The sequence below is a fragment of the Halomonas sp. ISL-56 genome (genome assembly GCF_018612805.1).
Classification (GTDB): domain Bacteria; phylum Pseudomonadota; class Gammaproteobacteria; order Pseudomonadales; family Halomonadaceae; genus Vreelandella.
Genome location: NZ_JAGGRO010000022.1, coordinates 1 through 25,057 on the forward strand (window position 1 = coordinate 1; position 25,057 = coordinate 25,057).

Sequence of the window (25,057 nt, forward strand, 5' to 3'; positions counted from 1 at the left end):
CTCAATCAGGGGGTGACGTCGGGTTCTTTAAAATTTCACTGTACATTAAAATCCTCCTCGAAAGTCTGACGTCGAACGCACGGCGGTAGATGGTGTCTTCCGAGAGCACCAGCCGGCTGTTGCCTACCTGCAGGGTGATCTGCTTACCGGCTTTGAGGGTGATATTGCGCCCGACGTTAAGCGAGTGGTTAAGCCCCACCTGGGTGCTTTGGCTGAGCCCGACCAGGGTGTTCATCAGCGCGCCCACGTTGAGGCTGTAGCCCAGGCCGACGTTTTCCATACAGGCCATGCCGACGTTTTGCAGATAGGCCTTGCCGATGGTTTCGGTTTTGTTCTTGCCGACTTTGTTCGACCAGTTTTTACCAATGCGGTCAGTTTCGTTGCCATCCACCGTTTTGCGGCGGTTCTTGTGCACGGTAAAGGTTTCGTTACCGTCGACGGTATGGGTCTCGTTGCCATGCACGGTGTGGACTTCATGGCGATGCACGGTGCGGGTTTCGTCGCGGTCGATGTCGGTAGTGCGGTCGCGGAAGACGTGCAGGGTGCTATCGCGCTTGATGTCCTCGGTGCTGTCGTTAAGGGTCAGCAGGTCGAGGTCTTTTTGGGCGTGGAGCCAGATCTGCTCTTCGCCGGTGGCATCCTCAAAGCTCAGTTCGTTAAAGCCTTTGCTTTTATGGCTTTGGGTACGGATGACCGTTCGAGTTTTGTAGGCCGGCAGTGGATAAGGCGGTCGGTTAACCGCGTGGTAGGTGCGCCCTGTGATCAGCGGCTGGTCCGGGTCAGCCTCCAAGTGTGAAATTACTACCTCATGCCCGATCCTGGGGATCGCCATGCTGCCGTAGCCGCCGCCTGCCCAGCCTTGGGCGACGCGCACCCAGCAGTTGTCGGTTTCGTTAGAGGCGGAGTAGCGGTCTGAGCTCAGACTGAACAATAACCCTCAACTTATAGCATCAAGCCATTCTTTCAAAACCTTATCGAGAGTATCAAATTCGTCAGACAAGGCACCTTGTTCTTCATCCCACTCGTAGATCTTACCGCTCTCCTCCCCAATTGCATAAAACCCAATTACTGCCTGATACATAAATGGTATAACTCTCTCAGAAAAGCTTGGATACAACTTGTCCAACCAATCTTTAAAATTATGTAAACTCCCAACTAACTCAACTCCTTCAACTGATCTCGGCGACACTAAAGATGCAATCTTGAATGTACTTGAGAACAAGTCTGCACCATCAAATGTGCAATAAACATCACCCAACGTCTTAAGCGGGCTCTTATCGCTGATAGGAGAGCAGAAGTTTTTGAATAATGTTGAGTGCTCTCCTGATTCGTGTTCTATCTCATATCGGTCATCATACTCAGAGACATTACCTGGCCTGTTAGCTACTACCCAATCTAGTAATTTCATATTTAATTTCCATTCATATGATCGTTTTTCAATTCAGAGCGATTTAACGCAGTGGGTAAGGCGGCCGATTAACCGCGTGGTAGGTGCGCCCGGTGATCAGCGGCTGATCGGGATCCCCTCCAAGAACGACAAAATAACCTCATGACCGATGCGCGGGATCGCCATGCTGCCGTAGCCGCCACCTGCCCAGCCTTGGGCCACGCGTACCCAGCAACTGGCGGTTTCGTTGGAGGCAGAATAGCGATCCCTAGAACTTTGATTTGACTAGTTAGACGATCCGATAGTCCAGGGATTAAGCTGACACAGGGTATTGAACACTCTCAATCCGATTGGGTATACAGCAATAAATGCTGCTTTATAAACGAACCAAAATCAGAGGCTATGTCCCTATCCAACTTTTTTGTAAACAAGTTATAGCTGACAACAGGGCACTCATTTGCAGAGTATCGTGAAGTGTCCAAGCACCAACAAACTTCATCATCATGATAGTAGATAACAATCAAGTGGGCAGGGAGACTGTAGAGTTCCCTGCATTCTTTCGTATCAAAAAGCACAGTTCCACCAAACTCATTTTCAACGTCTCCGTCTTCTATACCTGAAATTTCTGCGCTCACGACACCACCACCGCCATAAACTTCCAAAAACCTTTTAAATGAACTGGGTAAAGGGGAGCTTAATAAACGCTCTAGTTTTCTAACTTGCTCTCCAGAAGCAGAGCCTAACCAGAAAATCTCATAGCCTGCTGCTTCAACCGCTTTTGCTAGATCATCATATTCAGCCATCTAAGCCACCTTACTGGAAATCTTCAGCACGTGTTTTCCACCATTCACGACGGAAACCATTGTATTGCCTGTTGAGAATAGGATCATTACGGAAGCTTCTACCGTCCTCAATGAGGCCATGAAGTTGTCTGGAAAAATTTTGGTGCGTAGTTGTAGTTAACTCCACCATTGGGCCAGACTCTTGGCCAAGGATGTGATGGAGATTCATTTGTTTCCCATCTGAACCAATCGGCGCATAACCTTGTCTCATCAAATCAACATTAGTCCAACCATCATTTATTTTCTGGCGAATGCTCCGATGAACACTCCTATCAACAAAAGCCGGTGCGCCAGGATCAATATCTGTAAGGTTTTTATATACGCGTCGTCCATCACTGCCTACAGTAGCAATGTATTTTTCAGACTGAAACCCATACTCCGTCAACTCTGCTGTAGAGTTTCCATTACTACTTTCCACCGTACCCGAATTTTGCTCCACCTGCAGCCCGTCGTTGTCTCCTGGCGTCCCACTGCGATTGGCACTTCCCGCCGCATCTTCTGCCCTATCAGTATTCCGGGCAATGTCCACGACATCATCCGCCTTACGTAAAAGCCCTACCCCCGGAATAACTGATACAGCCGTTAGCAAGGTCATTCCTGACGCGGCGAGATAGCGGCCCTCGCCCCACAGCGCCACCGTATCGCGTATATCCACAATGGTGCCATACGGCGTCGCGGCTTCGGCCATAAACACCCCCGCCGCTCGGATGTTGCGACCACTTTCTGAAGTGTAACGCACTTGCCGCTCGGCTTCTTGCTGCATACCGGCAGCACGATTAGCTGCCTCGTCGACCTCAAAACTGCTCTCGATATAGTCATCATCGCTGATGCGCCCTTCCCTTAGCGCATCCATAAGGGCGTCTTGTTGAGCTCGGGTCTCACTGGCTAATTGCTCCACCTCCGCATAGAGTGCCTCGGCTTCGGCAGCGGTTTTGCCGTTGGGGTTGTCGTTCAGGGCGTCGCGTAGTTCGCCTACCCGTTCCAGATTGGCTTGTGCCTGTTGCTGTAATTGCTCAGCTTCGCTGGTCTCTTCGGGCTGGCTGTTGACGCTCTCGGTGTTAGTTTGGACATAGCCTTTGGCACCGCCTACCCCGGCGGCGTTGCAGTTGACCATGCATTCGCTGCCGTCGCGGACGACCGGTTGCCCGTTGGCTTTGACGTTGTCTTGCCCGGTTAAGAACAGTACGTGGCCGCTGCCTTGGGAGGTGCCGGAGCCCACCCCTGCCCCGTCGTTACCCTCGGTGCCTTGGCACAGGTCGCCGACCCGGTAGGTGCGCTGCCCAGCGGTGATCACGTTGGGGGAGTAGTTCACAGGGTTACCGAGCGTTGCTCTGGAATCGAAGCCGACGACACTGTTGCCCACCTGACAAAAATCAGGGTAGCTGGTCAGCGCTGTCCATCGGGCCTCCGCATTACCGGCATGGCGAGCCTGGCCGTTACGGGCTTCGCCTTGGGGTGACTCTCCCTGGGTATCGCGCGGGGTGCTGCTGTCAGCGCCAGGTGGGCCGTCGCCTTCTTCGCAATAGCCGTCGGGTGTCACACACATAGGGGCCAGTTCGTACGTGTCATCCGACATGGCGTGCCCCTCCGGTGGATGAGGTCGCCGCCAGCGGCGTGCGCCGGATGCGTACCTGCTTGAGCGGGTCATCGAGCGGGAACAATGCCCGCCAGGTGAGAGAGACGTCTTCCCGATCCAGGTCGATCACCACGCTGTCGAGGGCCAGTGGGGTATTGCCGCGCTGGCCGCTGGCGTGGTCGGTGAGGGCGTGCATGGCGATGCCCGGTAGCCGGGTGCGGTGGCGAAACCGTTGGCGCTCCCCTACCGTGATCGCGCGGCTATTGGCTAAGCAGTTGGTGAGGATCATTAGTTCGTCGCCGCGCAGGTAGTCAGGCGCGACCAGATCCGCCGGGGCGCTGTGGTGAAAGCGGTAGTCGAAGTCTTCTGGCCAGTAGGGTAAGCGCTGGGTTCTCCAGTGGTCGTCGAAGGTGCCTTGATAGCTGACCCGGGGCTCCCACCAGGGAGCGATGGGCCCAAAGCTTGCCGGGGCCGGACGGTCAAAGGGGGAGGTCACCAGCCAGTCCGGGTCTTCCAGTTGAGGGGCGGGCAACTGCGTGACGGCGTTAAGGTCAGGCTTTAGGTACCCAGCGACCTCGCTGGATACACGCTTGTAGTCAGCACGTGACGGCAACCAGCCCCGTCCGGCGGGGTTGTCGGGGTAGTAGAGTGTGTTGGTGAGGGCGTCCTCGTCGGGCAGGCTGTAGTGGCCGCCAAAGGCGTAGCGGTAGTCCAGCGGCACTTCGCTCACCGGTGTGGGGTCAGTGACTCGCCAGCCACCGAGCAGTTGCCAGCGGAACTCCCGGGGCCCGCGTACGATCAGGCGCTTGTCCACCGGGCCTACCTGCACCCTAACCTGCCAGGTACTGCGCGGCTGTCCGGTGGGCGAGCGCAGGGTGCCATGCACGTGCACTTCGGTGCTGAGCTTGCCGAGCAGTACGTCGCGGTCATCGCTGATGACCTGGCTATACAGGTTGTCGCTGTCGCCTTCCAGCGTCGCCTGCCAGCGAATCGGCTGCTGGTGGCTGGCTTCGAACAGCGGCCAGTTGTCTTCGGTGAACCGGTAGGTGGCGCGTACCACCACCACATCATACTCTTCGTCGCCCGGGCCGAGCTTGCGATACAGCGCATGGGGGAACGACGTTGGGTTTATGATTTGCACCACGCTACCACCCCTTGGTATTACCGTCTTTGACGATGGGATCGGCCTCTGCCTCAGCGTCCTCTTCTGAGCCGCCTGGGGCGGGCTGGGCTGTGCCGGTGTTGAGCAGGACGTCATCGGGGCCGTCGACGTGTACCTTGGTGCCCGCCTTGACGTGGATCTCGCCGGCATCCAGGTAGATAGCGTCTTCCGAGAGCACCAGTCGGCTGTTGCCTACCTGCAGGGTGATCTGGTTACCGGCCTTGAGGGTGATATTGCGCCCGACGTTGAGCGAGTGGTTGAGCCCCACCTGAGTGCTTTGGCTGAGCCCGACCAGGGTGTTCATGATGGCGCCCACGTTGAGGCTGTAACCCAGGCCGACGTTCTCCATCCGAGCCATGCCGACGTTTTGCAGATAGGCCTTGCCGATGGTTTCGGTTTTGTTCTTGCCGACTTTGTTCGACCAGTTTTTACCGATGCGGTCGGTTTCGTTGCCATCCACCGTTTTGTGGCGGTTCTTGTGCACGGTAAAGGTTTCGTTACCGTCGACGGTATGGGTCTCGTTGCCATGCACGGTATGGACTTCATGGCGATGGACGGTGCGGGTTTCGTCGCGGTCGATATCGGTAGTGCGGTCGCGGAAGACGTGCAGGGTGCTATCGCGCTTGATGTCCTCGGTGCGGTCGTTAAGGGTCAGCAGGTCGAGGTCTTTTTGGGCGTGGAGCCAGATCTGCTCTTCGCCCGCTTCATCTTCAAAGCGCAGCTCGTTAAAGCCGTCTGCTTTGTGGCTTTGGGTACGGATGACCGTTCGAGTTTTGTAGGCCGGCAGTGGGTAAGGCGGCCGATTAACCGCGTGGTAGGTACGCCCAGTGATCAGCGGCTGGTCCGGGTCAGCCTCCAAGTGTGAAATTATTACCTCATGGCCGATCCGCGGGATCGCCATGCTGCCGTAGCCGCCGCCCGCCCAGCCTTGGGCCACGCGTACCCAGCAACTGGCGGTTTCGTTGGAGGCAGAATAGCGGTCCCAGGGGAACTGCACCTTGACCCGGCCATATTTATCGCAGTAGATCTCTTCGCCTTCGGGGCCAACCACAAAGGCCACCTGGGGGCCCTCAACGCGAGGTTTAGGGTTGGGCACCGGGCGGAAGGTCTGATCCCGGGGCATGATCACCACTTCATTGTGGTAGCGGGTCATCAGCTCGCCTGCTTGCGCAGCGCTGCTCCCCCCATTGTTACTGTCATAGCCGCCCCGCGCCATGCCATCCTCTTCCAATGCCTGGGGTTGCTCGCCGTAATGCACCACCGATACCACTTGCCACGCCTGATTGAGGCTGTCGATATCGTGGTCGGTGAGAGTGAAGCAGGTGCCTGGGGCGAGTTCCGGCAGGTCGCTCTCGGCTTCAGCGGTGGTGGCATCGGCACGCAGCGATTCCAGACGGTGGCGGGTAAAGGGTTTGCCGGAGGCGTCCTTCTTATAGCGCCCAGGGTAGTCGTAATGTTCGTAGTCCTCCCGCTGAGCGTGTTCCCCTAGATTGGGAGCCTGGTGTTCGTGAAGTTGAGCGTAGGGCGGGTTTTTAAAGCTGTAGTCTTTCAGCGTGGCTGAGGCGGGGCGCACCCGACTGACCTGGCGTAGCTTGCGTAAGTGGCGTCGGGGCGGTGTCCCCCCGGCGCGGCTGTGGTAGGTGCGCTCGCCGATATTGGGCAGTACCACCGTGGCATCGGCAAAGACCAAATGGTGTTTACCGCCCTCAACATTCTCAAACTCATGGAAATAGAAGCAGCCCTCTTCAGCGGCCACACGCTCAATAAAGGCCAGGTCAGTCTCCCGGTACTGCACCAAAAACTCCCGGTCAAGGGGCGTACGGGTGGTGGCAAACTCAATATCGGTGAGGCCACGCTCGCTGGTTAAGGTCGTGATCGCATCATAAGGCGAGGTATCTTGAAAGATACGTGAGTTTTGGCGCAGCGATAGCCGCCACAGGGCGGGGCGAATCTCCACCCGATAGAAGCTGCGCCGGTGACCGCGATCGCCGCGATCCAGCTCAGCTATCATCCCATGCACGCGGCGCAGCGGTTCGCCGTCCTGCCAAATGGTGAGGGTCGCCTCCTGATCCAAGCAGTCGGCGGGCGACAGGTCGTGGGTGCGGCTGGCAAAGTCAACGCTGAGCGTAAACGGCTCCGACAGCGCTTCGCGGTGGGTAAAGCGTACTACCGCCGTGTCAGTCGCCCCAGGAAGGCTCAAAGTAAACTGAAGGCCCGTATTATCAGCCATTGCAAGATCCCTCTCTGCTGCCACTGCTCGTTAAAAGATCACCGCAGACCGTTGCCTGATCGGTCAATACAAACGGCTTAGTGTCCTGGGTGATGATTAAGCGACTCGCCACTAGCATATTTTGTCCCATTACTGTTCCTCCGCTGCTGTTTTTCTTGGCTGGGTGACGGCAGTTGTTGCTATCAGCAGCGCTTCACCATCGGCGCTTAACAGCCATGACTGCCGCTGTTTTACTTATCCCACTGGGCGGGCGCTTCGTAGCTCGCCACTTCAAACGCATCGACGTACATGCGCTGAAAGCCCGCCGCTTCCAGGCTTTGAATCGCCGTGTGGCAACCCAGTGGTAGCCGTGTTTGTAGCGGTACACCGCTTAAACTAAGCCGGGCGGCGGTCAGCAAGCGTGCGCCATGGCCGCTGCCTTTCCACTCCTGGCTGATAAAGAAAAAGCGCAGTTGCCAGGCAGCTTCATCGTCGGGTCTACACGCCAGCACCATCCCCAGCGGCGGGCCATCCCCATGGCGCAGGGCGAGTAACCGCCCCTGCCAGTGCTCAACGTGCTCTTGCTCGCGCTGCAACCACACCTGACGATGCAGGGTAAATTCCAGAGCACGGCGCAACGTATCCAGGTAGGCCTTATCACGCAGCACCCAGGGTGAATGGCCTTTCGCATCGGCGCGCTGAACGGCTTCGATAAAACAATCGAGATCCTCTTCGCGGGCATTTTCAAGCGCGCGTGACGACGCTTGGCCACTCACGGCAGGGCCGCTATCCACATGGCCACCTGGGTGGCCATGGGTCGCGCTAGGTGAGGGAGAGAGCCACTGCTTAAGTTTCGTCAGCATAAGGCCCTCGTTCTGCATAGAGTGCTGACGGTAACTGGAAGCCTGCGGCGGGCGAACGGGTAAAGGGGTTGGGCGCGTTATCGGTAAATAGGCGATAACGCATAGCGCCACCGTCAACATTGAAACGCAGCTCTAGCTCACGCTCATTGACGCTGGTGATATTTGCCTCTTCCAACAGTCGGAACCACGCCCAGGCACCATCGCGGGTCATGCTCCGCGGCGAGCGGTTTACTTGGCTGGGCACCATGGTGATCCGGCTATCCGTGCCTCCACGCAGCGTATTAGGCCAAATCATCGATACACGGCTGCTCGCACTGTGGGTGTATTCGATGAGCTGACCATCGGCACTGATCACACTGCGCCGCTTGTCGGGGCTTAAGCTGATCGGCTCAAGAGAAAACTCAACGTCTAGCGCGCCATCGGCGCCAAAGTAGGCACGGCGAATCTGTTCCGCCTGCGATACGGCGGCAAACACGCTTTCACGCAGTAGCGAATTACCCTGGGTATCCACCAGCTGCTCAGGCGCACCTTCGATAAAGGGCTGCAGGTTATCCTGATAGAAGCTGTCGAGAATGCCTTCAGGGGCAAAGAAAGCTTCAAAGTCGCTTAGCGAAGCATCCCGGCTGGCACTGGGCACCAGCGGGTAACGCCCAGCCAAACGCTCTTGGTAGGGCGCGACGACTTCGTCTATCCAGATATTTTCCAGGTGGCTGATGGCGCTTGCCATGATGAGCTGCCAGCTTTGATCAGCCAGGCTTTTCAGCATGCTTGCGACAGGCTCAGGAGCGCTGTCAGCGATACGCTGCAGGCGATAGATCGGGTCATCACCGCGTAGCGATAAACGGTCACGCGCGCCTATGAAAGCGGCGTAGCCTGGGTCGCTGGCCTCTTCTATATCAAGCAGGTAATCGCGTAGCTCGGTTACTGCCGATTTGATCTCTTCCAACGAGGAGGGATCCCCTTCTTGGGCGTTGGAGAGCTTGTTAATCGCAGTAAACTGCTGCTCGATGTCGTGAGCCAACTGATAACGCGGCGAGCGCTGCAGCGCTTCACGGGCTTCCTCGTCATCTTCAGGCAGTTCTGGGTAGAGACGGGTATTCTGCTCAACCGCTGCTAATAGACGGTCTAGCGGGCGCTCGGCGCTGACCAGCGCATCGGCCACCACTGCCGCCTGGCGAATATCCGGTAAGGGCACCAGCAAAGTGTTACGCAAGGCATCGCGCCAGCTCACCCGATAGTCGCTGACATAGTAGTCACGCAAGGCGTCTTGCAGCTGCTGCCGGTCAGCATTGCTGAAGTTGATGTCTTCGCGCTGATCCAATACCCACAAGTCGATTAGGGCTAGCTCGGTAGCTCTATCAAGCTGTTGCAGGAAGTGATTTTCGAAGCCTCCCCGGGTAACCAGATACGGCAGTTGAACATATGACGGCTCATCGTTACGCGCCATAAACACCGTGTTGAACATTGACCCCACCTGACGACGCAGATCGAGAGGATCCCCGCGACGGCTACTGTCAGCTTTCATGGTGGCGTAGACCCGCTCATCCATCGGCAGGCGTGACAGGTCTTCTGTGGCGGCGACTAGGCTGCCGCGTAGTGGCGCCATGGCGTATTCAGCGCGTCGATTACCGGCAGCAACTTTGCTTTCCAAATCGCTGTACTGCAGGGCGTAATCTAAATGATCGAGTAAGCGATCTTGAATTTCGCCACGTTGGGGGAAATCAGCTTGCCAGCGCTGCGCCATATAGTCGTGTACGCGTTCGGGCTGACGGCCGCTGGCGTCAGACATCATGCGCAAAATACGCAGCAGGGCCAGCTTGGCGTTACTGCCCTCCTCTTCGCGGTTCATGTCGTCCATGATGCCCACCATTAATGCCGGTAGGAACTGATACTCCAGCATGGCGAGGTAAGCGTTTTCTAGCTGACCACCAATAATGTGGCCTTGATAAAGCCCCATATCAGCAAGGAAAGGCGTGTGGGTACGGAAGCCCTCAAAGGTTTGCATCGCATCGCGGAGTCGATCCAACGGCGCCAGCATTTCATAGCCCGTTGGGTCATCGCTCTGAAACTCTTCGGGGTGGGTCGCCAGGAAGGTTTCCGCCCGGTGCTCGACGGTGGCGAGCGAGGTCGCATTTTTCTGGTAGAAATGACTCCATCCACCAATCATTACCGCAGCCACTAACATGCACCCAACAATGCACGCTTGGCGAATACGCTGGCGGCGGCGAGCGACTTTGGCGTTGTCACCGGCCAGACCGGCTTCCGGATAAATGACTTTTTCAAACAGCTCTTCGGTGAAGTAAAGAGCGCTGCGCGTCGCACGGTGCGCGGGCTGTACACTTTCGGACATGCCATAGCGGCGAGCTGCAGCATCTACAAAAGGATCTTCAGGCACCCCTTGCTGGTAGACCGAGGTGAAATAAGTCCCACGTACAATAGCCGCGGTGGAAAAGCGGTCGCTGGAAAGCGCCTCATTGAGGAAACCTAGCAGCACATCGCGCAGCCCAGCTAGCTGGCGCACAAAGCGAAATACCGACTCCCGCTCTTGGCGGTCACGACACTCTGCCAACATGGTAGGCATCGCACGGTTAAGGCGTTCCAGCATATTGTCGTAAGCGGCAGAGAACTCTTCTTCCCACTTCCCCGGTGTATCAATGGATTTCGCCGAGAAGGTAAAGCCTAGCGGCGCCCGCCGTGCGGCCCGCGAATAATGACGGAAAAAATCGTCAAACCCGTGCAGCAAATCCATTTTGCTGAAGGTGACGTAAACCGGTAACCGGCTGCCATGGCGCTCCATCAGCTCACGCAGGCGGCTGCGTAATAAGGTGGCGTAAGCCTTACGAACGGCTATCTGGGCGTGGCTAAGACGGGCTAGATCGAGCACCAGCACAACGCCATCCAACGGGCGCCGAGGGCGGTTGCGCTCTAGCCACTCGGTGAAGTGATCCCATAGACGACTATTCAGTTCGACAGGCTCACCCGTTTCCAGTGCGCCCTGGGTCAATAATTCGCCATCAGGGTCAATCAGTATCGCTTTATCACCAATCCACCAGTCAAAACCAAAGCGGTTTTTCTTGCTGCTGATACCCGAGGCTTTCATGACGTTGGAGAGCGCGAAATTCTGCCCCGAGCGATTGACCAGGCTGGTCTTGCCCGCGTTTTCGACGCCCATGACCAAATACCAGGGGAGCCGGTAGCGGCTGCTATCACCACTCCCAACGCTATCAATGATTTCTGATAGCACATTGTTAAGTGAAGCTTCTTGCTGCTCGATACTCTCCAGTATGGGGTCTGACTGATGCGACTCCACGTCCTGGGCGAGTTGATCAGCTTCACGCAGTCGACGGGAGAGGCGCACCCCCCAAACCACCGCCACTAGGGTTGCCAGCGCCAAGGTAGCCAGTAAGCGATTCGTCCACGGGCCTAAGGGATAACTGTCGCGTACTTCCCAGCCAGGCCCTAACCACCAGATCGCCACCAACAGTAGCACGATGACCACAGCCCACATGGCCATGCTAAATCGCCCCAGCCCTTTAACTCTGTTAGCCTGCGCTTTGGCGCGATTATGCGTGCTCTGCGCACGTGAAAAGCCGGGCACCCAGCGGCTCAGCCTTGATTTTAATGTTCCCCACATGAGCCTTTAATCCTCGTCCCTAGTGATAAAGTCGATCATCGTTGCCATCCCCTGAGATCATGTCCTAAGCGATGCCTGAAGCCGCGAAACCAGCGCTGGTTCCCATTGCTCTAAATCGAGTGCATTAACGGTTTGGTGCAACGTGCTGTAATGCTGCTGAGCGAGCGTTTCTAGCCCTGCTTCATGCAGCAAATCAGCGTTGGCTAAGCGCCAGTACGTGCTTTCGCGCAAGGAACGTGCCGACGCTAACCCCTGGTCAAGTACCTGCAGGGCAGGCCCTAACCCTTCACTTCCCATATAGCTACGCGCTTCTTCTAATCCCGCGTGCCATGCTTCACCGCCACCAGCGCCGTCATTTGCGCCGCTGCCAGCGCCGCTGTAGAGCCACTGCTGTGTTTCTTTATCCACAAAAGGCGAACCATCGTTAAACGTTAACGACTCAATCCCAGAGAGCCTTTCCACAAACCGAACCGACTCATCGCGAATAGCCTCAGCGCAGCGCGGCAGGCCTAAGCGTTTAGCCAGCTCGGCACTCAAGCGGTGCCCCTCTATCCAATAGGGGCTGACCGCCACGCTTTTCTCGATGCGCTGCCAAAGCGTCTCATCGCCGCCGCGGGAAAGTGCCTCTCGGTAATCGGCTACCCGGTCAGCAGCGACCGGCGCCAGCTCCGTTCGCCCCCCTTCCCGGGCGGCAGGCAATGCTTGTATAGCGCTCCAGATGGCATAGCGGCGTAATCGGTAAGCCAGTGGCTCGCCTGGGTTTTGCTCACCCAGAAAGTCAGCCATCTTGAGCAGTGCTTGGCGGTTCGCGCGCTCATTGCCCGCTTCCAGACGCAGTTCAGGGACTTTTGCTCCGCCGGGCTGATCAACTTTCTCAGCCTCGTTGGAGGAAGACGACACGGTTCTCCGGCCATCGCCACCGGAAGCTTTGCCACCTTGAGAACCCGATGCAGCACTGTTTTGATTAGGCTGTTTTTCATCCAGCAGGCGCTTCAGCTCGTCAAGCGAGTCAGCAGGTAGTTGCTTGGCAACCGCTAACGTTTGCAGTTTTTCCAGTGAGTGTTGGCAGGCCTGATACTCGTCTTCGGCGTTGTGAAAATCGAGACCTGAGGCAAGCTTCAGCGTACGTTGGGTAAACTGCTGGAACAGCCTGGGCCGCATCTTAGCGCCGCGGGGGCCGTTGAAGGGGTATGCCAGCGTCCACCAGGCGTCAAGACAGCCAGCCAGCAGCCTTAGGGAAAGCGCGAAACGCACCCCATTGCCTTCATGCTGCAAACAGTGGAGCAAATGCCCCAACACCTTTAGGTCTTTGCCTTTGTGGCTGAGCATAGTGATTGCTAATGCTTCTGCCGTGTCCCAATCAACGTCTTGATGCTGCAATGAACCCACTTTCATCATTTCAGCCTCAAGGCGTAGGTAATCGGCGCTGTCCTCCAGCACAATGCCGATCGCCTCGCCTTGCTCATTGGCGGGCAGAGGCGCTAGCAGGGATTCAAGGTGGCTATCCGCCGTTATACGCATCACGAACTCCTATACCCACTACCAGCGACAGGCGCTGCGCAGCGGTTGAATTTGTTGGCGCAATCCCGATACGTCAAAACGCAGCCCGTCCAGTGCCGCTGCGTCGCTGCTCAACACAAGCTCGTTGGCGCCCAATAATTGCCGCAGCGTTTCAATGGCGGGCAGTCCGCGGCCACCGCTAACCACGTGACCGTTATCGCGCACTCGCCATTGCTGAGAGACATCACGCCCATCGGCGGTGACCCGCAACGACACACGGGCCGTGTCCAACGCATTGGGCAGGTGCACCTGGAAACGGGTAATTATCTTCTCGCAGGCCAGTACCAAGACGGGCCGCGGAGGTGTTGTGCCTCGCGCGGGCACCGTCATCAGCACTTGATTACCCTCGGCGCTTACAATCAGGCCAAAGTCATCAGCGTTGCGTTTCGCCTCTTGGCTGATGACTGAGTGCCAAAGCGGCGGTAATTCAGCGTTATCAGTGGGTGGGCGCTGTTCATCGAGAAAAAGATTGTCGTAGCAGCCCAGGCGATCCAAGCGCGAGCTTTCCTGGCCGCACTGATGCGCCTGCTCCAATACAGCCGCGCTATCATCTGCCTGTAGGGCACTGCTCATGCTTAATAGCCAGAGGCAAATCAATAGCCTGTACTGCCATCGGCAGCTTACGAATGTCACTTTCATTTAGCATCCAGTTCTAGCAATTGGCATTTGTGGGAGAGCGTACGCTTAGGTATCCCCAGGCTCTCTGCTGCGAGGGCACGATTCCCGCCGTAGTAAAGCAATCGCTGGCTAATCAGTTGCGCTTCATAATCACGCACCGCTTGGCGTAGATCATGAATCTTATTCAGCGTGCCGCTGGTTTCTGGTGTTGCTGACTCAGCGCCACTGGCGGTATCACTGGGCAGTAGTAAGGCTTCAATATCGCCACCAGCGGGCGTCATCGCGCAGGCATAATCGATCAAGTTTTTAAGCTCGCGCACGTTGCCGGGGTAATCACGCTCTTTTAGCTGCCGCAAAGCAGCGGGCGTGATGCCCATCTCGCTGCGCCCTTCCCGGACACAGAAATCAGCAACAAAGTGCTCCGCCAGGAAGGCGATGTCTTCACGCCGTGCTGACAGTGATGGCAACGACAGTGGAAATTGACCTAAGCGATAGTAGAGATCTGCACGAAACCGCTGCTGTTTGATCTGCTCACGTAGTGGCTGATGGGTAGCTGCAATAAGACGCAGATCGGCACAGCGTTCTTCGTTCGATCCGAGGGGGCGGTATCGACCACTTTCCAGCACTCTGAGCAGCTTGGCTTGCAGCGCTAGAGGCATATCGCCGATTTCATCCAGGAACAGCGTACCGCCGTCGGCTTGGGCGATTAGCCCTTCCCTGGCCTGGTCAGCACCGGAAAATGCGCCTTTAGAGTGGCCGAACAGCTCCGACTCCAGCAGCGACTCGGGGATCGCGGCACAGTTAATCGCCATGAACGGTGCCTTGGCGCGTGCTGAGAAACGGTGGATCGCTCTGGCCACAAGGTCTTTACCGGTGCCGGTTTCGCCCTGCAGCAGCACCGCTAAATTAGTTTCAGCTGCACGAATCACCTGCAGCCGAAGCTCTTGCATAGCGATAGAGCTGCCCAGTAAATCGCTCGCCAGCTTGGTCGCTAACCCCTGGCGCCGAGTGTTGTCGTTAAGCTTGGCTAACGAGTCACGCAATACCGCTGATTTCTGACGCTCACCCTGGCTACTTGCCAGGCGCGACCACAACCGGCACAGCAGAGCCTCAAAAGCGACAAAATTGCTGCACTCCATGAGGCTCGTCAAGGTGGTCGCTTCCGTTACAAAGGCGAGCACGCCCAGCCATTCACGCGAGCTGTCCTGTAACCGTAACGGCCTCACATGTAGCCGCAAGTTGCCGTTCAAGGCGGCCATTTGGGCTTGAAAGCCGGGGTGATCAAGCCGGGTACGCGCTTCCCCCACGCCCAGTGTTACCGGTTTACCGGTACGAATGGCATGGGCGTAGGGGTGACTAAACTCATCACAGTTGAAACGCGCCTCACTATTGTCACGGCCCACCCAGCGGCCACTGCTGTCTAGATAGAGGCACTCTACCCATGCCAGACCCAGACTATTGGCCAGCAGCTGGCGGCTGCGTAAGCGCAGCTCCCGTGGCGTGCTACTTTCAACCAGCGCAAGCGCCATTGGCATAGCCGCCAGCCCGGCGATAGGCTGCGCGTCGCTAGCAGTGCGCTGGTCAAGAGCCTTTACCTGCATGGCGCTATGCCACCTCCGCAGTAAACAGACCGCTATCCGTATCGGTACCCAGCACTACCCGGCTAACTGTTTCACGCCGCGCCATACGTTCGAGCAGCGCACGAGAAAGCGGCGGCAGCAGTTCACCATCAATCACCGACTCCAACATCCTTGCGCCGTTTTCACTCCGCGTCGCACGCTTGCAAATCGCCTCGGCCAGGCTGTCATCAAGTACCACCTCGGCCTGACGATGGCGCTCGCGGATGCGTGTTGCCAAGGTATCCAACTTGGCCTTGACGATGTCGCGCAGGGTATCGCCGTCCAGCGGCAAGTAAGGCACCACTTCCATACGCGCCAATAGCGCCGGTTTGAAAAACTCTGCCAGCACCGGATAAAGCGCGGCATCCAGCGCCGCCGGATCATCGCCATAGCTGACGATGGCTTCGTAGCCCAGGTTGGAGGTCAGGAAAAACAGCACGTTTTTGCAGTCAATCACGCGCCCTTCGCCGTCCGCCAATTCGCCTTTATCAAACGCCTGGTAGAAGAGATTCAGTACATCGGGGTGGGCTTTTTCGACTTCGTCCAGCAGTACCACCGAATAAGGGCGCTGACGGATTGCTTCTGTCAGTAACCCACCTTCACCAAACCCGACGTACCCGGGCGGCGAGCCAATCAGGCGTGAAACCGTATGCTTCTCTTGGTATTCCGACATATTGATTGTGGTGAGAAATTGACGACCGCCATACAGCTGGTCGGCAATTTGCACCACGGTTTCGGTTTTACCCACGCCACTGGGGCCTACCAATAGAAACGCGCCCAATGGCCGCCCTGGGCGACGTAGATCCGCACGCGCGGTTAGCAAATGGCGATGAATACGCTCAATAGCACTGCCCTGCCCCTGGATTAATGCATCCAGATGCGTCGGCAGTTCGGTGAGCCGCGTCAGCTCGTCGCTGGTCATGCGCTCGACCGGCACCCCCGTCCAATCGCCAATCACCTGAGCGATCTGGGCTTCTTCAACGCTAGGGTTGACCAGCGCAAACGTTTCTTGAAGTTGAGCCAACTGCTGCTCCCGTTCGGCGAGTTCTTGATGAACGCCTTCGGGAAGTTGATCCACGGCATCACCTTCCGTTGCCTCTAGCAGTTGGCGATGTAGCGCCACAATCGCATCGACGCATTCACGCTGCGCTTGCCAGGCGGCTTCCAGGCTTGCTAACTCTTCTTCCAATCTGGCTAAGCGTTCAGTTAAGTCGTGGTGAAGCTCGTTATCGGGTTCGCGACCCAGCAGTCGCTCACGCTCAACCTGATCGCGCTCGCGCAGTGCAGCAATATGCTCACTCTGCAAATGACTGAGCTTGCGCGGCGGGGTATCCAAGGCCTGCGCCAGCCGAGTACAGGCGGTATCCAGCACGTCGATGGCTTTGTCGGGCAATTGCCGACCGGCCAGGTAACGGGCAGAGAGCGCAGCGGCAGCACGTAGGCCGCTATCGCCAATCAATACGCCATGGGCGCGCTCATACACATCTCGCAAACCGCGCAGGATGACCAGCGCTTGCTCAACGCTTGGTTCTGAAAGCGCAATTGGCTGGAAGCGACGCGACAGCGCTGGGTCTTTTTCAAAGTACTTTTTGTACTCCCGCCAAGTAGTGGCGGCAATGGTACGCAGCTCGCCCCGCGCCAGGGCAGGCTTGAGCAAGTTGGCTGCGTCACCGCCACCTTCCTGGTTGCCAGCACCGATCAGCGTGTGCGCTTCATCAATGAACAGTAGCGTAGGCCGCGGGGCATTTTTGACTTCGTCAATCACCGCTTTAAGGCGTTTTTCAAATTCGCCCTTCACCGCGGCACCGGCCTGCAGCGCGCCTAGATCAAGGGTGAGTAGCTCAACACCTGCCAGCGCCGCGGGTACTTGCCCCGCCACAATACGAGCGGCTAAGCCTTCTACTACGGCACTTTTACCCACCCCGGCATCGCCAATCACAATGGGGTTGTTCTTTCGCCGACGTCCCAGGATATCGAGCATTTGGTCGATTTCCGGATCACGCCCCAGGACAGGGTCAAGCTCACCTTGACGCGCTTGTTCGGTCAGCGAGGTCGCAAAGCGAGCCAGCGCGCTGTCATCGCCAGCAGGCTGGGCAGCCTGGCGTTGTTTAGCATCGGCACCATCCCTAGGCGCTTCGGCTGAATCGGCCGTCAGACGCTCTAAGTGGCGGCGCAGGTTTTCGCGATTAATATCTTCCAGCAGCGCCGTACTCTTCGGCCCTAAGTAACGCGGGGCGTTGTGCAGTAGCGCCGTGAAAAGTACCCCGCTGCGTAGCGCTTGATGTCCATACTCGGTGGCTGCCAGCAACCAGGCATCCTGGAGCAGCTCTACCAATAACGGTGAAAAGCTGGGTGTCGATACCTCAAGATCACGAGGTGGGCGGCTTTCCTCAGCAATTCTTGCGCGCAACTCCTCTACATCAATATCAAGCGTTTCCAGCAGTAAACGCACATCACATAGCGGCTGGTCGACCAGCGCCAGCAGCAGGTGCCCAGTGGTCACCTCAGGCGCTTGCTGTTCTGCGCAAAGCACGGCGGCCTGTTCCAGGCCATGACGAGAAATTCCATTCAGTCGACTAATAAGCGCCGGTAGCTCTACCCTAAGCATGCTCTCTCCTAACGATAAATCTGATCGAGTAAAGCTTTGACTTGCTCAGCCTGTTGATCCAGCGACCAAGAAAGCCCCAAATAAATACTCACCAACGTAACGCCGAATAGGGCAAAGATGGCCCATAGCGGTAATCCCTCGTGCATCCCTTTGCCACGCCCTTTCACCACATGCTTAAGCGGCTGGGTCAATAATTCGTCGGGTTGCTCTTCAAGCGACGCCAACTGGTCACCCAGGGCACGCACGATTTGGTCGTACTCTTCACGACCTTCGGTTTTTACTCGGTAACGCCCCTCAAACCCGAGACATAGACACAAGTAGATAAAGGCCAGCATGTCCCGGTAACGTTGTGGCTCTTGCTGCAACCGCGCGAGGATGGAGAAAACTTTTTCACCGCCCCAGGTTTCGTTATGAAATCTTGCCAGCAGCGAGTGCTCGGCCCACACACTCTGGCGCCCCCAGGGCATGCCCATCACGGTTTCATCGATAAACGAGCACAGCACATAGCGGTAAGCGAGCAGCGTTGGCCGGTCATAGCCTTGTTCGGTTAGCTCAATTTCGATCGAGGCAATTTCGTCGACCACCTGGCGATAGAGGCGTCCAATATCATCAGCACCGTCCACCTCGCGGACGCGTACCGCCATACCCAGCAGACTGCTTGACGCATCGACCAACGGGTTTAAATTGTGCCCACGCAGCCGAAACCAGTAGTCCTCGTCAGCATTCAGGTGTTGGGCATGGCTATGCACCAACTGCTCAACGCCGCTCTCTTTTATATGGTCTTCATGGCGAACCGGCTCACCCATCGGGTAGTCGTTTTTGGCGTCATTTTGATGCGTGGCAATATCTTGCATGGCTTAACTCCTGATCGCCCAAAACTGCATCTCCAACCCAGGGAACTCGCCTGCCACGTGGAAGGCAAAACCGCTTGCACCATCCAGCATTCCCCAGGCTTCGCTTTGTCGGCTGAGTTGGAAATAGGTGTAGCCCGCGTGATAAGGCAGCTCGCGAGGGGCCACTGGTAGCGGCTCCAAGGGCACACCCGGTAATTGCAGGCTAATAAGGTCGCGAATACGCTCGACGCTGGCCACTTTGGTTTGCTGTAGAAACTGCTTGCGAAGGCGCTCATTGGGCATATCGGCGCGCACTGCCAAAATGAATTCGGCTGTTTCGAACAGGCTGGTATCCGAAAGCGGCGCCACCAGTAAGCCAAATTTCCGCGCCTGTATCTGAATGGCGATAGCGCGGGGCTCAAGCACGGTGGAGAGCGCTTGGCGCATCATCTGCATTAATGGCCGGAACCCACGTTCGGGATGCTCATGGTCATAAGCAGGACACTCAGGCGGCAAACGCGACTCATCGGTAAACGTGACCAACTCACTCGCGATTTCATACATCGTGTCGTAGAGCCGTTCTGGATGAACTTGCCCCAAACGCGATAGATGCTGAAAACGTGGCTGAGCACGGTTTAATAGTTGCAACAGCATGAAATCCGTCACATCGGCCACCCCTGCCTGGTTGGGGGTCGACAGCCGCTGAGCAATATTGCGCGCCCGCTCTCGCATCAAACCGGCCATTTCACCCACAAACCGCTGCAGGCTTGGCGCTGCCTGCACGTTCAACAAGGTGGGAATAAATTGCTCATCCAGCACCAAGCTGCCGTCGGGGCGGCGCTCTAGAATACGCGTGACGGCTAAGCAGGCGTAACCACTGCGGTCTTCTTGCTCTAGCAGTAAGCGCGGTGAAACGCGGGCCACATCCAGGTCTGCCATATCACCATCGCGGGAGTGCAGGTCACGTACGCTGCGCGGTGAAAGGCGATAACGCGCAGGTAGGTTGTCATCAGGCCAACGCACTTCCCCAACGCTATCCGTGGCCAGTGGCAAACCTAAATACACCACTTGATTGGTAACACCCGAGTCTGCCACTTCCAGCGCAGAAGGCTCTAGATCATCCTCAGGCAATTGGAAGGCCACGCCATCGGGCATTACGCCGCTCGCCCGGCTAATCGCAATCCGGCCAAAGCTTAAAAATTCGCTATTCAACTCCAGGGTTAAAAATCCGTACAGATAGTGACTAACCCCCTTAAGCCGCGTATCGATCAACCCTTCAAGGCTACGCTGCTGCTGTTGGAAGTGCTGCGGCTTGATGAATAGCCCTTCACTCCATACCACGCGATTGCGACTGGCCATCACTCTTCCTTCCTTAGTTCTACTTCATTGCTGCGCAGATGAACCAGCAAGTGATAATTCTCTGAACTGGCTTTCACTTTGACGACTTTCTTCCACTCCGCCTCATTTGGCTGAGCATAGAACGCAATCAAACCGATATAGCGCGCGTCCTCTTCAATGGCGAAGGGCTCGTAAAACTTCCACTGGCCAGGTAGCAAGGTGAAGTCGTCATGTGTCAGGTAGTTAGTGCCCAATGCCGCCTCTAGATCCTCACTGAGCTGATCCATGTCAGCCGCCATCAACATGGAGTCATCTTTAAGCTGCAAAATTTGAAAGCGCAGCGGCGTCCCCTCACCATCAATGTTCGGGTTCACATCGGGTTCTGCGACCATGCTTAAATCCACCAAGGTGGGCTGATCTTCCGGATAGCCCACTGGTATAGAGGGATCGAGCATGACCTCCCATGCTTTACCGGCTGCCTCACGGGTCGAGGCACAGCCTGTGATCGACAGCAGCACTAAAAGCACCCCAACAAGCCCGAGGCTCTTGGCCTTGCTCATGCGTCCTCCCGCTGCTGGCGACGAACAGACTGGTCATACGCCTGCTCGAAGACTTCCCAGAACAGTTTTTGGAAGCCTAGCTGGCGGCCTGAGTTAAGCTCGTGGTAGTAGTGGCGGTACATTTCCCAGGCCCAGCCGTTTTCATCTTCGATACGGGTTCCGGCACCACGATAAGCATGGAAACGTTTTAGTAGCGCTTCAGGTGAAAAGGCATCCAGAATAGCGGTTAGGGCGTATTCAATGGCTTCTTCTACAGCCGCCTGATGGTGGCCTTGATGACGTAAGCACTCCCCCACCGCTTCGGGCGCCGAAAGGTGAACCGGGCTACGCTGGGCCGAAAACATGGTTTCAACGGTGGCTTCATAAGCCTGACCGAGACGCAGCGGGTTATCTTCGATGGGCTGCAAGCGACGGTCTCGAAGAGGGTATTTGCTATCGTTTTGAGCCTGCTGAAGAGTGCGCAAGCCATTGATAGCAGCCTTTAATGTTTGACCGGCTTCTTCAAGGAACGCCTGCTGCTCTTCGCTATCACGGAAGGGGATGTCGATATCCAGCCCCCTTAATAGCGGGTCAGCACCAACATGGCCGAGTGAACGCCCACTAGGCTTTTGCCAGCGATCCTCCAACTGCTCGCCAACGGAACGTTCGAGGTCGTCTATTGCCCGCTCATCCATGCTACTGCTCCTCTCTGTAGGGTTGCCTGCTGTATAGCCGTTTGGCGAATGACTGCTTGGTGAATAGCCGCTTGTTGAATAAACGCTTGGTGAATAGCTGTCCGGTGAATGGCTGTCCGGTGAATGGCTGCCTGGCTTGCGTTTGATCGCCGGCATGCGAACAGCGCCTTCGCGCCGTTCCTGCTGGTCACGCCCTACACTTCCTTCAACACGGTGCTCTGACCCCATTAACTCAGGCATTTCATCAAGGGACTCAGACAGCTGAACATTGGCAGAACGGGGATCTAAGGCGGCAATTGGATCTTCGTGCCCCACACCGCGCGCTACCCCGCCAAGCGCCTCCATGGGATCTTCTTTTTTCGCGGCTTCAGCACGCAGCGGCTGGTCCTCATGCACTAAAGGGCGGCCATAAGCATCTACTGCTTCCTGCTCTTCATTGACTAGCGAAGCCAGGGGTTGAGCACCGGGCTGGGTTGCCTGCCGATCACCCAAGTGCACCTTGAGGCGGTACTCGCCGACTAACAGTTCATCGCCCTCGCTCAAGGCAACCTTGCGGTTTCGCCCAATTGGCAGAGTGGCGTGATTGATGAAGGTGTGGCCGCTGCTATCAATCAGGCAGAACTTGCCATCAATCTTGCTCACTTGGGCATGCTGCGGGCGAATGCGGCCGGCGTGGTCTTGCAATAGCCAGTCATCATCGGTTGAGGAGCCTAAAGTGCCCCCCACGTCATGAAAGACGTAGCTACTTGTTGAACGGCCTTCTAGTCGCTCACTATTGGCAATGACCAGCGTTACAGCGGAAATTGGGTTGGCGTTCATTGTTTAACCTGTCATCTGAATACGCACTCGGCGGCGTTTTGAGGCGCTGCCGGACTCGGGATTAACAAAGGTGGTCCAGCCGAGCTGGCAGGTGCCAGCATCGCCTAACCGCATCGGTTGTACGGCGCTGGGTAATAGCTCTAGCTCAAGGTCGTAGGCCAACGGCTCGCGCAGCACAAACTCAACCAGGGTGCGCAACGGGGCATGCTCCCTGCCATCAGGTAGGAAGTCGCGAAAACGCTCCAAGGTGAGACCAAATAAACCCAGCACAAATTTGCCGTTAACATCAGCAACGCGCTCACCGGCCACCACATCGCTGCCTAACGTCATGGCTGCCATACCGCTTCGGCTGCGTTGATCCATTGGAATCTGAACCCAGCGATGTACCCACTCTTCAATCTGCACATCATCAAGGTCAAAGCAGTGCCCGACGATGCTGCAGACGACCTCGGGTGAACGCGATCGGCCTGCCAGCAAACCGGCATAAGCCAGCATCTTGCTCCAGTTGATGGGGGTCTCAACGCGCAAGTCACTGTCTGCTAACCCCACCAGGGCAAAAATAGCCGCCGAAAACCCATCGCTAGCGCCATCCTGGTAGCGGATGTAATGGCGATACTTACGCCAACTGCGGTGCACTAACGCCAGTAAGCGGTTATTGAAAAAATCCAGGAAATCGCCTGCAACACCATCGTGATGGGCTGCCTCATGCGCTAATGTTTCAAGGTAATAGCTGGGCAACGGCGACTGAGACCCCTGCAGACCCAAGAAGCTAACTTCCAGCTCGTAATGGCCCTCAGGCTGAAAAGCCAGTGAGAGAACGTCGCTGCTGGGAAAGCCTAGTGATGCTGAGGCGCTATAGCGCACGCGCTCAAAAGCGGGCGCGCCTCGCTGGCCACACTCAAGGTCATCGCCGTGATGACGATGCAGAAGCTCTACTAGTTGATAAAAATCGTAACGCCGCGCCTTTGCCATCAAAGGGGCAAGCGCTACATCAGAGGCTGCTGCCCCGACTGTAAGGTCCATTTGTAGCGCTCGTGATTTTGACGGTTAATAACATGCAGCTCATGAAACGAGTTGATGCTGGCGTACAAGGAGAAGAACCGCGCCAACACACTGCCAAATAAGTACAGACTCCCTTCGTCGCCAAAGGCATCTTGATCTAGCGTCATTACCGAACGCAGACCACGAATGGGCAGCCCTCTTTTCAGCCGATCAATGGGCTGGGTTTCAATGCTGACAATGCCTGCCAGCCGTTTTTGAGCCACTCGCTCGGCCTGCCTATCGACCAAGGCACGGAAATCGTAAGCACGCAGCACAGAACACAGCGCATCACGCTCCAGTAGCGATAAGTAGTTAAGCGATAGATTAGAAATCAGTGTCCATAGCAAGCTGCCGTCCAGCGTGGGGCGCAACACTGGCGTGGGGCGGGTGATATTGCGAAACATGGCATAAGAGGGGCTCTCTTCCGTTGAGTAGCAAATATCGCCTACCGTCAAACGCTCAGGCAGCTCACGGTTGCTACACGTCAATCCGAGCGAGACGGTTTCGGACATGCCTATGTAGCTGCGCTCATCGCCACGCACAAAGGATATGTCGTGATCAAACCCATCCCCACGCAAGCTGTTGCGCACGCGAAGCCGGTAATAGGAGGCATCGTTGCCACGGTCTCTCTTAACTTGGTGCTGAAAGCTTTCAAAAGGCACATATTCACGCGGCGTACCACGCCCCTTACCGTTCTCGCTCTCTAACCAGCCCTCTACCTTATCGACGCTAAAAATTTCATAGTGTCCGGGAGATCGACTGTTGGGGTGAATGCGGTATTCACTGCGCTCACCGCTAACATCGACAGGCTCTGCATCATGAGAGAATAGGTTGATCGCTGGCGAGCAATACAAAGCAAAATGCTCGTCTTTCACTCTCGCGTCGGTCGGTAAAGTACGCTCAAACTCTAGGCGCAGAATAATTTTGTCTGCGGTAATGGCAGGCAAGTGCTGGTTTAGGGCTGTTACATCAAAGAAGTGGAAGGCCTCTGGAAAACACAAATATTCCTGAAGTATCCGATACCCTTGATACACATTCCGTGGGTAAGGCAGTAACGCGTGCTTACGATCAAAACCAACGGGCTGCAGCAACTGCTTTGGCAGGGGCAGCCGTTTACCATCAATTTCCAGCTCTACACGCGCCAGGTAGTGGCTCATCCACAGATAGAGCGTGCGCGCTGTATAAGCGTCTCCACCAAGGTGCAAACGCAATGTATCAATCCCCATCGCGCTGAGGGGCTGATCACTATGTACATCAAGCGCCAACTCAACAATGGAGGCATCACGTGTATGACGTGCCTCAACCCCCGCATGTTCTAGCGGATAGAGCGTCACGTCATGACAAGTGCGGAACATGCAGGTAGTGCCATCCACTGGCTTACTGGCTAACTCTGTACCCCGTTCTAGGAGCTGGTGGGTACTCAACGCATGCCACGTAGGGGTAAATTGCACCACGGTCATGCTAGGCACCGGGCGCAAGTAGTTCGGCCATAGCATGCTGATCAGCGAATGAGTAAGTTCAGGGAACTCATCTTCCACTTTTTCACGCATACGGCCGGTTAGAAAGGCAAAACCTTCTAGCAGACGTTCAACATCAGGGTCGGTACTACGCTCTGACAAGAAGCGACTCAGGCCGGGGTTGCCCTCCGCAAATTCTCGCCCTTGGCGCTTCAGAAAATTGAGCTCGTCCCGGTAATAGCGATTTAGCATTCGGG

General features: G+C 56.5%; 18 protein-coding genes and 1 pseudogene. All 19 read right to left on the reverse strand.

Annotation, left to right across the window (positions count from 1 at the left end):
- Position 1: 1 nt before the first annotated feature.
- Positions 2 to 931 carry a type VI secretion system tip protein TssI/VgrG gene (locus J7J49_RS22870; RefSeq protein ID WP_215094741.1) on the reverse strand — a complete coding sequence of 310 codons (930 nt, stop codon included), beginning with the start codon at positions 929 to 931 and terminating at the stop codon, positions 2 to 4.
- A 6-nt stretch (positions 932 to 937) separates the two neighbouring features.
- Positions 938 to 1,408, reverse strand: a complete 471-nt coding sequence (locus J7J49_RS18505) for a hypothetical protein (RefSeq protein WP_215094743.1) — start codon at positions 1,406 to 1,408, stop codon at positions 938 to 940.
- Positions 1,409 to 1,457: 49 nt separating this feature from the next.
- Positions 1,458 to 1,654, reverse strand: a pseudogene (locus tag J7J49_RS18510) (phage baseplate assembly protein V); the annotation flags it as partial.
- A 74-nt stretch (positions 1,655 to 1,728) separates the two neighbouring features.
- Positions 1,729 to 2,190 (reverse strand): SMI1/KNR4 family protein, encoded by a 462-nt coding sequence (locus J7J49_RS18515; RefSeq protein ID WP_215094745.1) that lies wholly within the window; start codon positions 2,188 to 2,190, stop codon positions 1,729 to 1,731.
- A gap of 10 nt (positions 2,191 to 2,200) precedes the next feature.
- Positions 2,201 to 3,805, reverse strand: a complete 1,605-nt coding sequence (locus tag J7J49_RS18520) for an HNH/ENDO VII family nuclease (protein ID WP_215094747.1) — start codon at positions 3,803 to 3,805, stop codon at positions 2,201 to 2,203.
- Positions 3,795 to 4,949 carry a DUF2169 family type VI secretion system accessory protein gene (locus tag J7J49_RS18525; protein WP_215094749.1) on the reverse strand — a complete coding sequence of 385 codons (1,155 nt, stop codon included), beginning with the start codon at positions 4,947 to 4,949 and terminating at the stop codon, positions 3,795 to 3,797. The genes J7J49_RS18520 and J7J49_RS18525 overlap by 11 nt, the downstream gene beginning before the upstream one ends.
- Position 4,950: 1 nt before the next feature.
- Positions 4,951 to 7,197: a type VI secretion system Vgr family protein gene (locus J7J49_RS18530; RefSeq protein ID WP_215094751.1), complete on the reverse strand. Its 2,247-nt coding sequence runs from the start codon at positions 7,195 to 7,197 to the stop codon at positions 4,951 to 4,953.
- A gap of 230 nt (positions 7,198 to 7,427) precedes the next feature.
- The gene (locus J7J49_RS18535; protein WP_251048395.1) at positions 7,428 to 8,039 is read right to left on the reverse strand and encodes a GNAT family N-acetyltransferase; all 612 of its coding nucleotides are present in this window, start codon (positions 8,037 to 8,039) and stop codon (positions 7,428 to 7,430) included.
- Positions 8,023 to 11,553 carry a type VI secretion system membrane subunit TssM gene (gene tssM, locus J7J49_RS18540; RefSeq protein ID WP_251048396.1) on the reverse strand — a complete coding sequence of 1,177 codons (3,531 nt, stop codon included), beginning with the start codon at positions 11,551 to 11,553 and terminating at the stop codon, positions 8,023 to 8,025. Before tssM ends, J7J49_RS18535 begins: the two co-directional genes overlap by 17 nt.
- 177 nt (positions 11,554 to 11,730) lie before the next feature.
- Complete coding sequence (gene tssA / locus J7J49_RS18545; protein WP_215094756.1) at positions 11,731 to 13,194, reverse strand: type VI secretion system protein TssA; 1,464 nt, start codon at positions 13,192 to 13,194, stop codon at positions 11,731 to 11,733.
- 18 nt (positions 13,195 to 13,212) lie between these two features.
- Positions 13,213 to 13,806 carry a type VI secretion system-associated protein VasI gene (vasI, locus tag J7J49_RS18550; RefSeq protein ID WP_240488237.1) on the reverse strand — a complete coding sequence of 198 codons (594 nt, stop codon included), beginning with the start codon at positions 13,804 to 13,806 and terminating at the stop codon, positions 13,213 to 13,215.
- A 62-nt stretch (positions 13,807 to 13,868) separates the two neighbouring features.
- A complete protein-coding gene (locus J7J49_RS18555; protein WP_215094758.1) occupies positions 13,869 to 15,452 on the reverse strand; it encodes a sigma-54 interaction domain-containing protein in 1,584 nt (527 codons plus the stop codon).
- Between the two features lie 4 nt (positions 15,453 to 15,456).
- Positions 15,457 to 18,078, reverse strand: coding sequence for a type VI secretion system ATPase TssH (gene tssH, locus J7J49_RS18560; RefSeq protein WP_215094760.1), 2,622 nt, complete (start codon positions 18,076 to 18,078; stop codon positions 15,457 to 15,459).
- Between the two features lie 8 nt (positions 18,079 to 18,086).
- A complete protein-coding gene (gene icmH, locus J7J49_RS18565; protein ID WP_251048397.1) occupies positions 18,087 to 18,932 on the reverse strand; it encodes a type IVB secretion system protein IcmH/DotU in 846 nt (281 codons plus the stop codon).
- Between the two features lie 3 nt (positions 18,933 to 18,935).
- On the reverse strand, positions 18,936 to 20,270 hold the full coding sequence (gene tssK / locus J7J49_RS18570; protein ID WP_064235135.1) for a type VI secretion system baseplate subunit TssK: 1,335 nt from the start codon (positions 20,268 to 20,270) through the stop codon (positions 18,936 to 18,938).
- Complete coding sequence (gene tssJ, locus J7J49_RS18575) at positions 20,270 to 20,809, reverse strand: type VI secretion system lipoprotein TssJ (protein ID WP_064235136.1); 540 nt, start codon at positions 20,807 to 20,809, stop codon at positions 20,270 to 20,272. The genes tssK and tssJ overlap by 1 nt, the downstream gene beginning before the upstream one ends.
- On the reverse strand, positions 20,806 to 22,302 hold the full coding sequence (tagH, locus tag J7J49_RS18580; protein ID WP_215094762.1) for a type VI secretion system-associated FHA domain protein TagH: 1,497 nt from the start codon (positions 22,300 to 22,302) through the stop codon (positions 20,806 to 20,808). The genes tssJ and tagH overlap by 4 nt, the downstream gene beginning before the upstream one ends.
- 3 nt (positions 22,303 to 22,305) lie before the next feature.
- Complete coding sequence (tssG, locus tag J7J49_RS18585) at positions 22,306 to 23,325, reverse strand: type VI secretion system baseplate subunit TssG (protein WP_064235138.1); 1,020 nt, start codon at positions 23,323 to 23,325, stop codon at positions 22,306 to 22,308.
- Complete coding sequence (gene tssF / locus J7J49_RS18590; RefSeq protein ID WP_215094764.1) at positions 23,289 to 25,052, reverse strand: type VI secretion system baseplate subunit TssF; 1,764 nt, start codon at positions 25,050 to 25,052, stop codon at positions 23,289 to 23,291. Before tssF ends, tssG begins: the two co-directional genes overlap by 37 nt.
- Between the last annotated feature and the right edge of the window lie 5 nt (positions 25,053 to 25,057).

Excerpts from the sequence above, each read along its gene's own strand:
- J7J49_RS18505 (WP_215094743.1), bottom strand. The coding sequence starts at position 1,408 with ATGAAATTACTAGATTGGGTAGTAGCTAACAGGCCAGGTAATGTCTCT.
- J7J49_RS18515 (WP_215094745.1), bottom strand. The coding sequence starts at position 2,190 with ATGGCTGAATATGATGATCTAGCAAAAGCGGTTGAAGCAGCAGGCTAT.
- J7J49_RS18520 (WP_215094747.1), bottom strand. The coding sequence starts at position 3,805 with ATGTCGGATGACACGTACGAACTGGCCCCTATGTGTGTGACACCCGAC.
- J7J49_RS18530 (WP_215094751.1), bottom strand. The coding sequence starts at position 7,197 with ATGGCTGATAATACGGGCCTTCAGTTTACTTTGAGCCTTCCTGGGGCG.
- J7J49_RS18535 (WP_251048395.1), bottom strand. The coding sequence starts at position 8,039 with ATGCTGACGAAACTTAAGCAGTGGCTCTCTCCCTCACCTAGCGCGACC.
- tssM (WP_251048396.1), bottom strand. The coding sequence starts at position 11,553 with ATGGCCATGTGGGCTGTGGTCATCGTGCTACTGTTGGTGGCGATCTGG.
- tssA (WP_215094756.1), bottom strand. The coding sequence starts at position 13,194 with ATGCGTATAACGGCGGATAGCCACCTTGAATCCCTGCTAGCGCCTCTG.
- vasI (WP_240488237.1), bottom strand. The coding sequence starts at position 13,806 with ATGAGCAGTGCCCTACAGGCAGATGATAGCGCGGCTGTATTGGAGCAG.
- J7J49_RS18555 (WP_215094758.1), bottom strand. The coding sequence starts at position 15,452 with ATGCAGGTAAAGGCTCTTGACCAGCGCACTGCTAGCGACGCGCAGCCT.
- tssH (WP_215094760.1), bottom strand. The coding sequence starts at position 18,078 with ATGCTTAGGGTAGAGCTACCGGCGCTTATTAGTCGACTGAATGGAATT.
- icmH (WP_251048397.1), bottom strand. The coding sequence starts at position 18,932 with ATGCAAGATATTGCCACGCATCAAAATGACGCCAAAAACGACTACCCG.
- tssK (WP_064235135.1), bottom strand. The coding sequence starts at position 20,270 with ATGGCCAGTCGCAATCGCGTGGTATGGAGTGAAGGGCTATTCATCAAG.
- tssJ (WP_064235136.1), bottom strand. The coding sequence starts at position 20,809 with ATGAGCAAGGCCAAGAGCCTCGGGCTTGTTGGGGTGCTTTTAGTGCTG.
- tagH (WP_215094762.1), bottom strand. The coding sequence starts at position 22,302 with ATGAACGCCAACCCAATTTCCGCTGTAACGCTGGTCATTGCCAATAGT.
- tssG (WP_064235138.1), bottom strand. The coding sequence starts at position 23,325 with ATGGACCTTACAGTCGGGGCAGCAGCCTCTGATGTAGCGCTTGCCCCT.
- tssF (WP_215094764.1), bottom strand. The coding sequence starts at position 25,052 with ATGCTAAATCGCTATTACCGGGACGAGCTCAATTTTCTGAAGCGCCAA.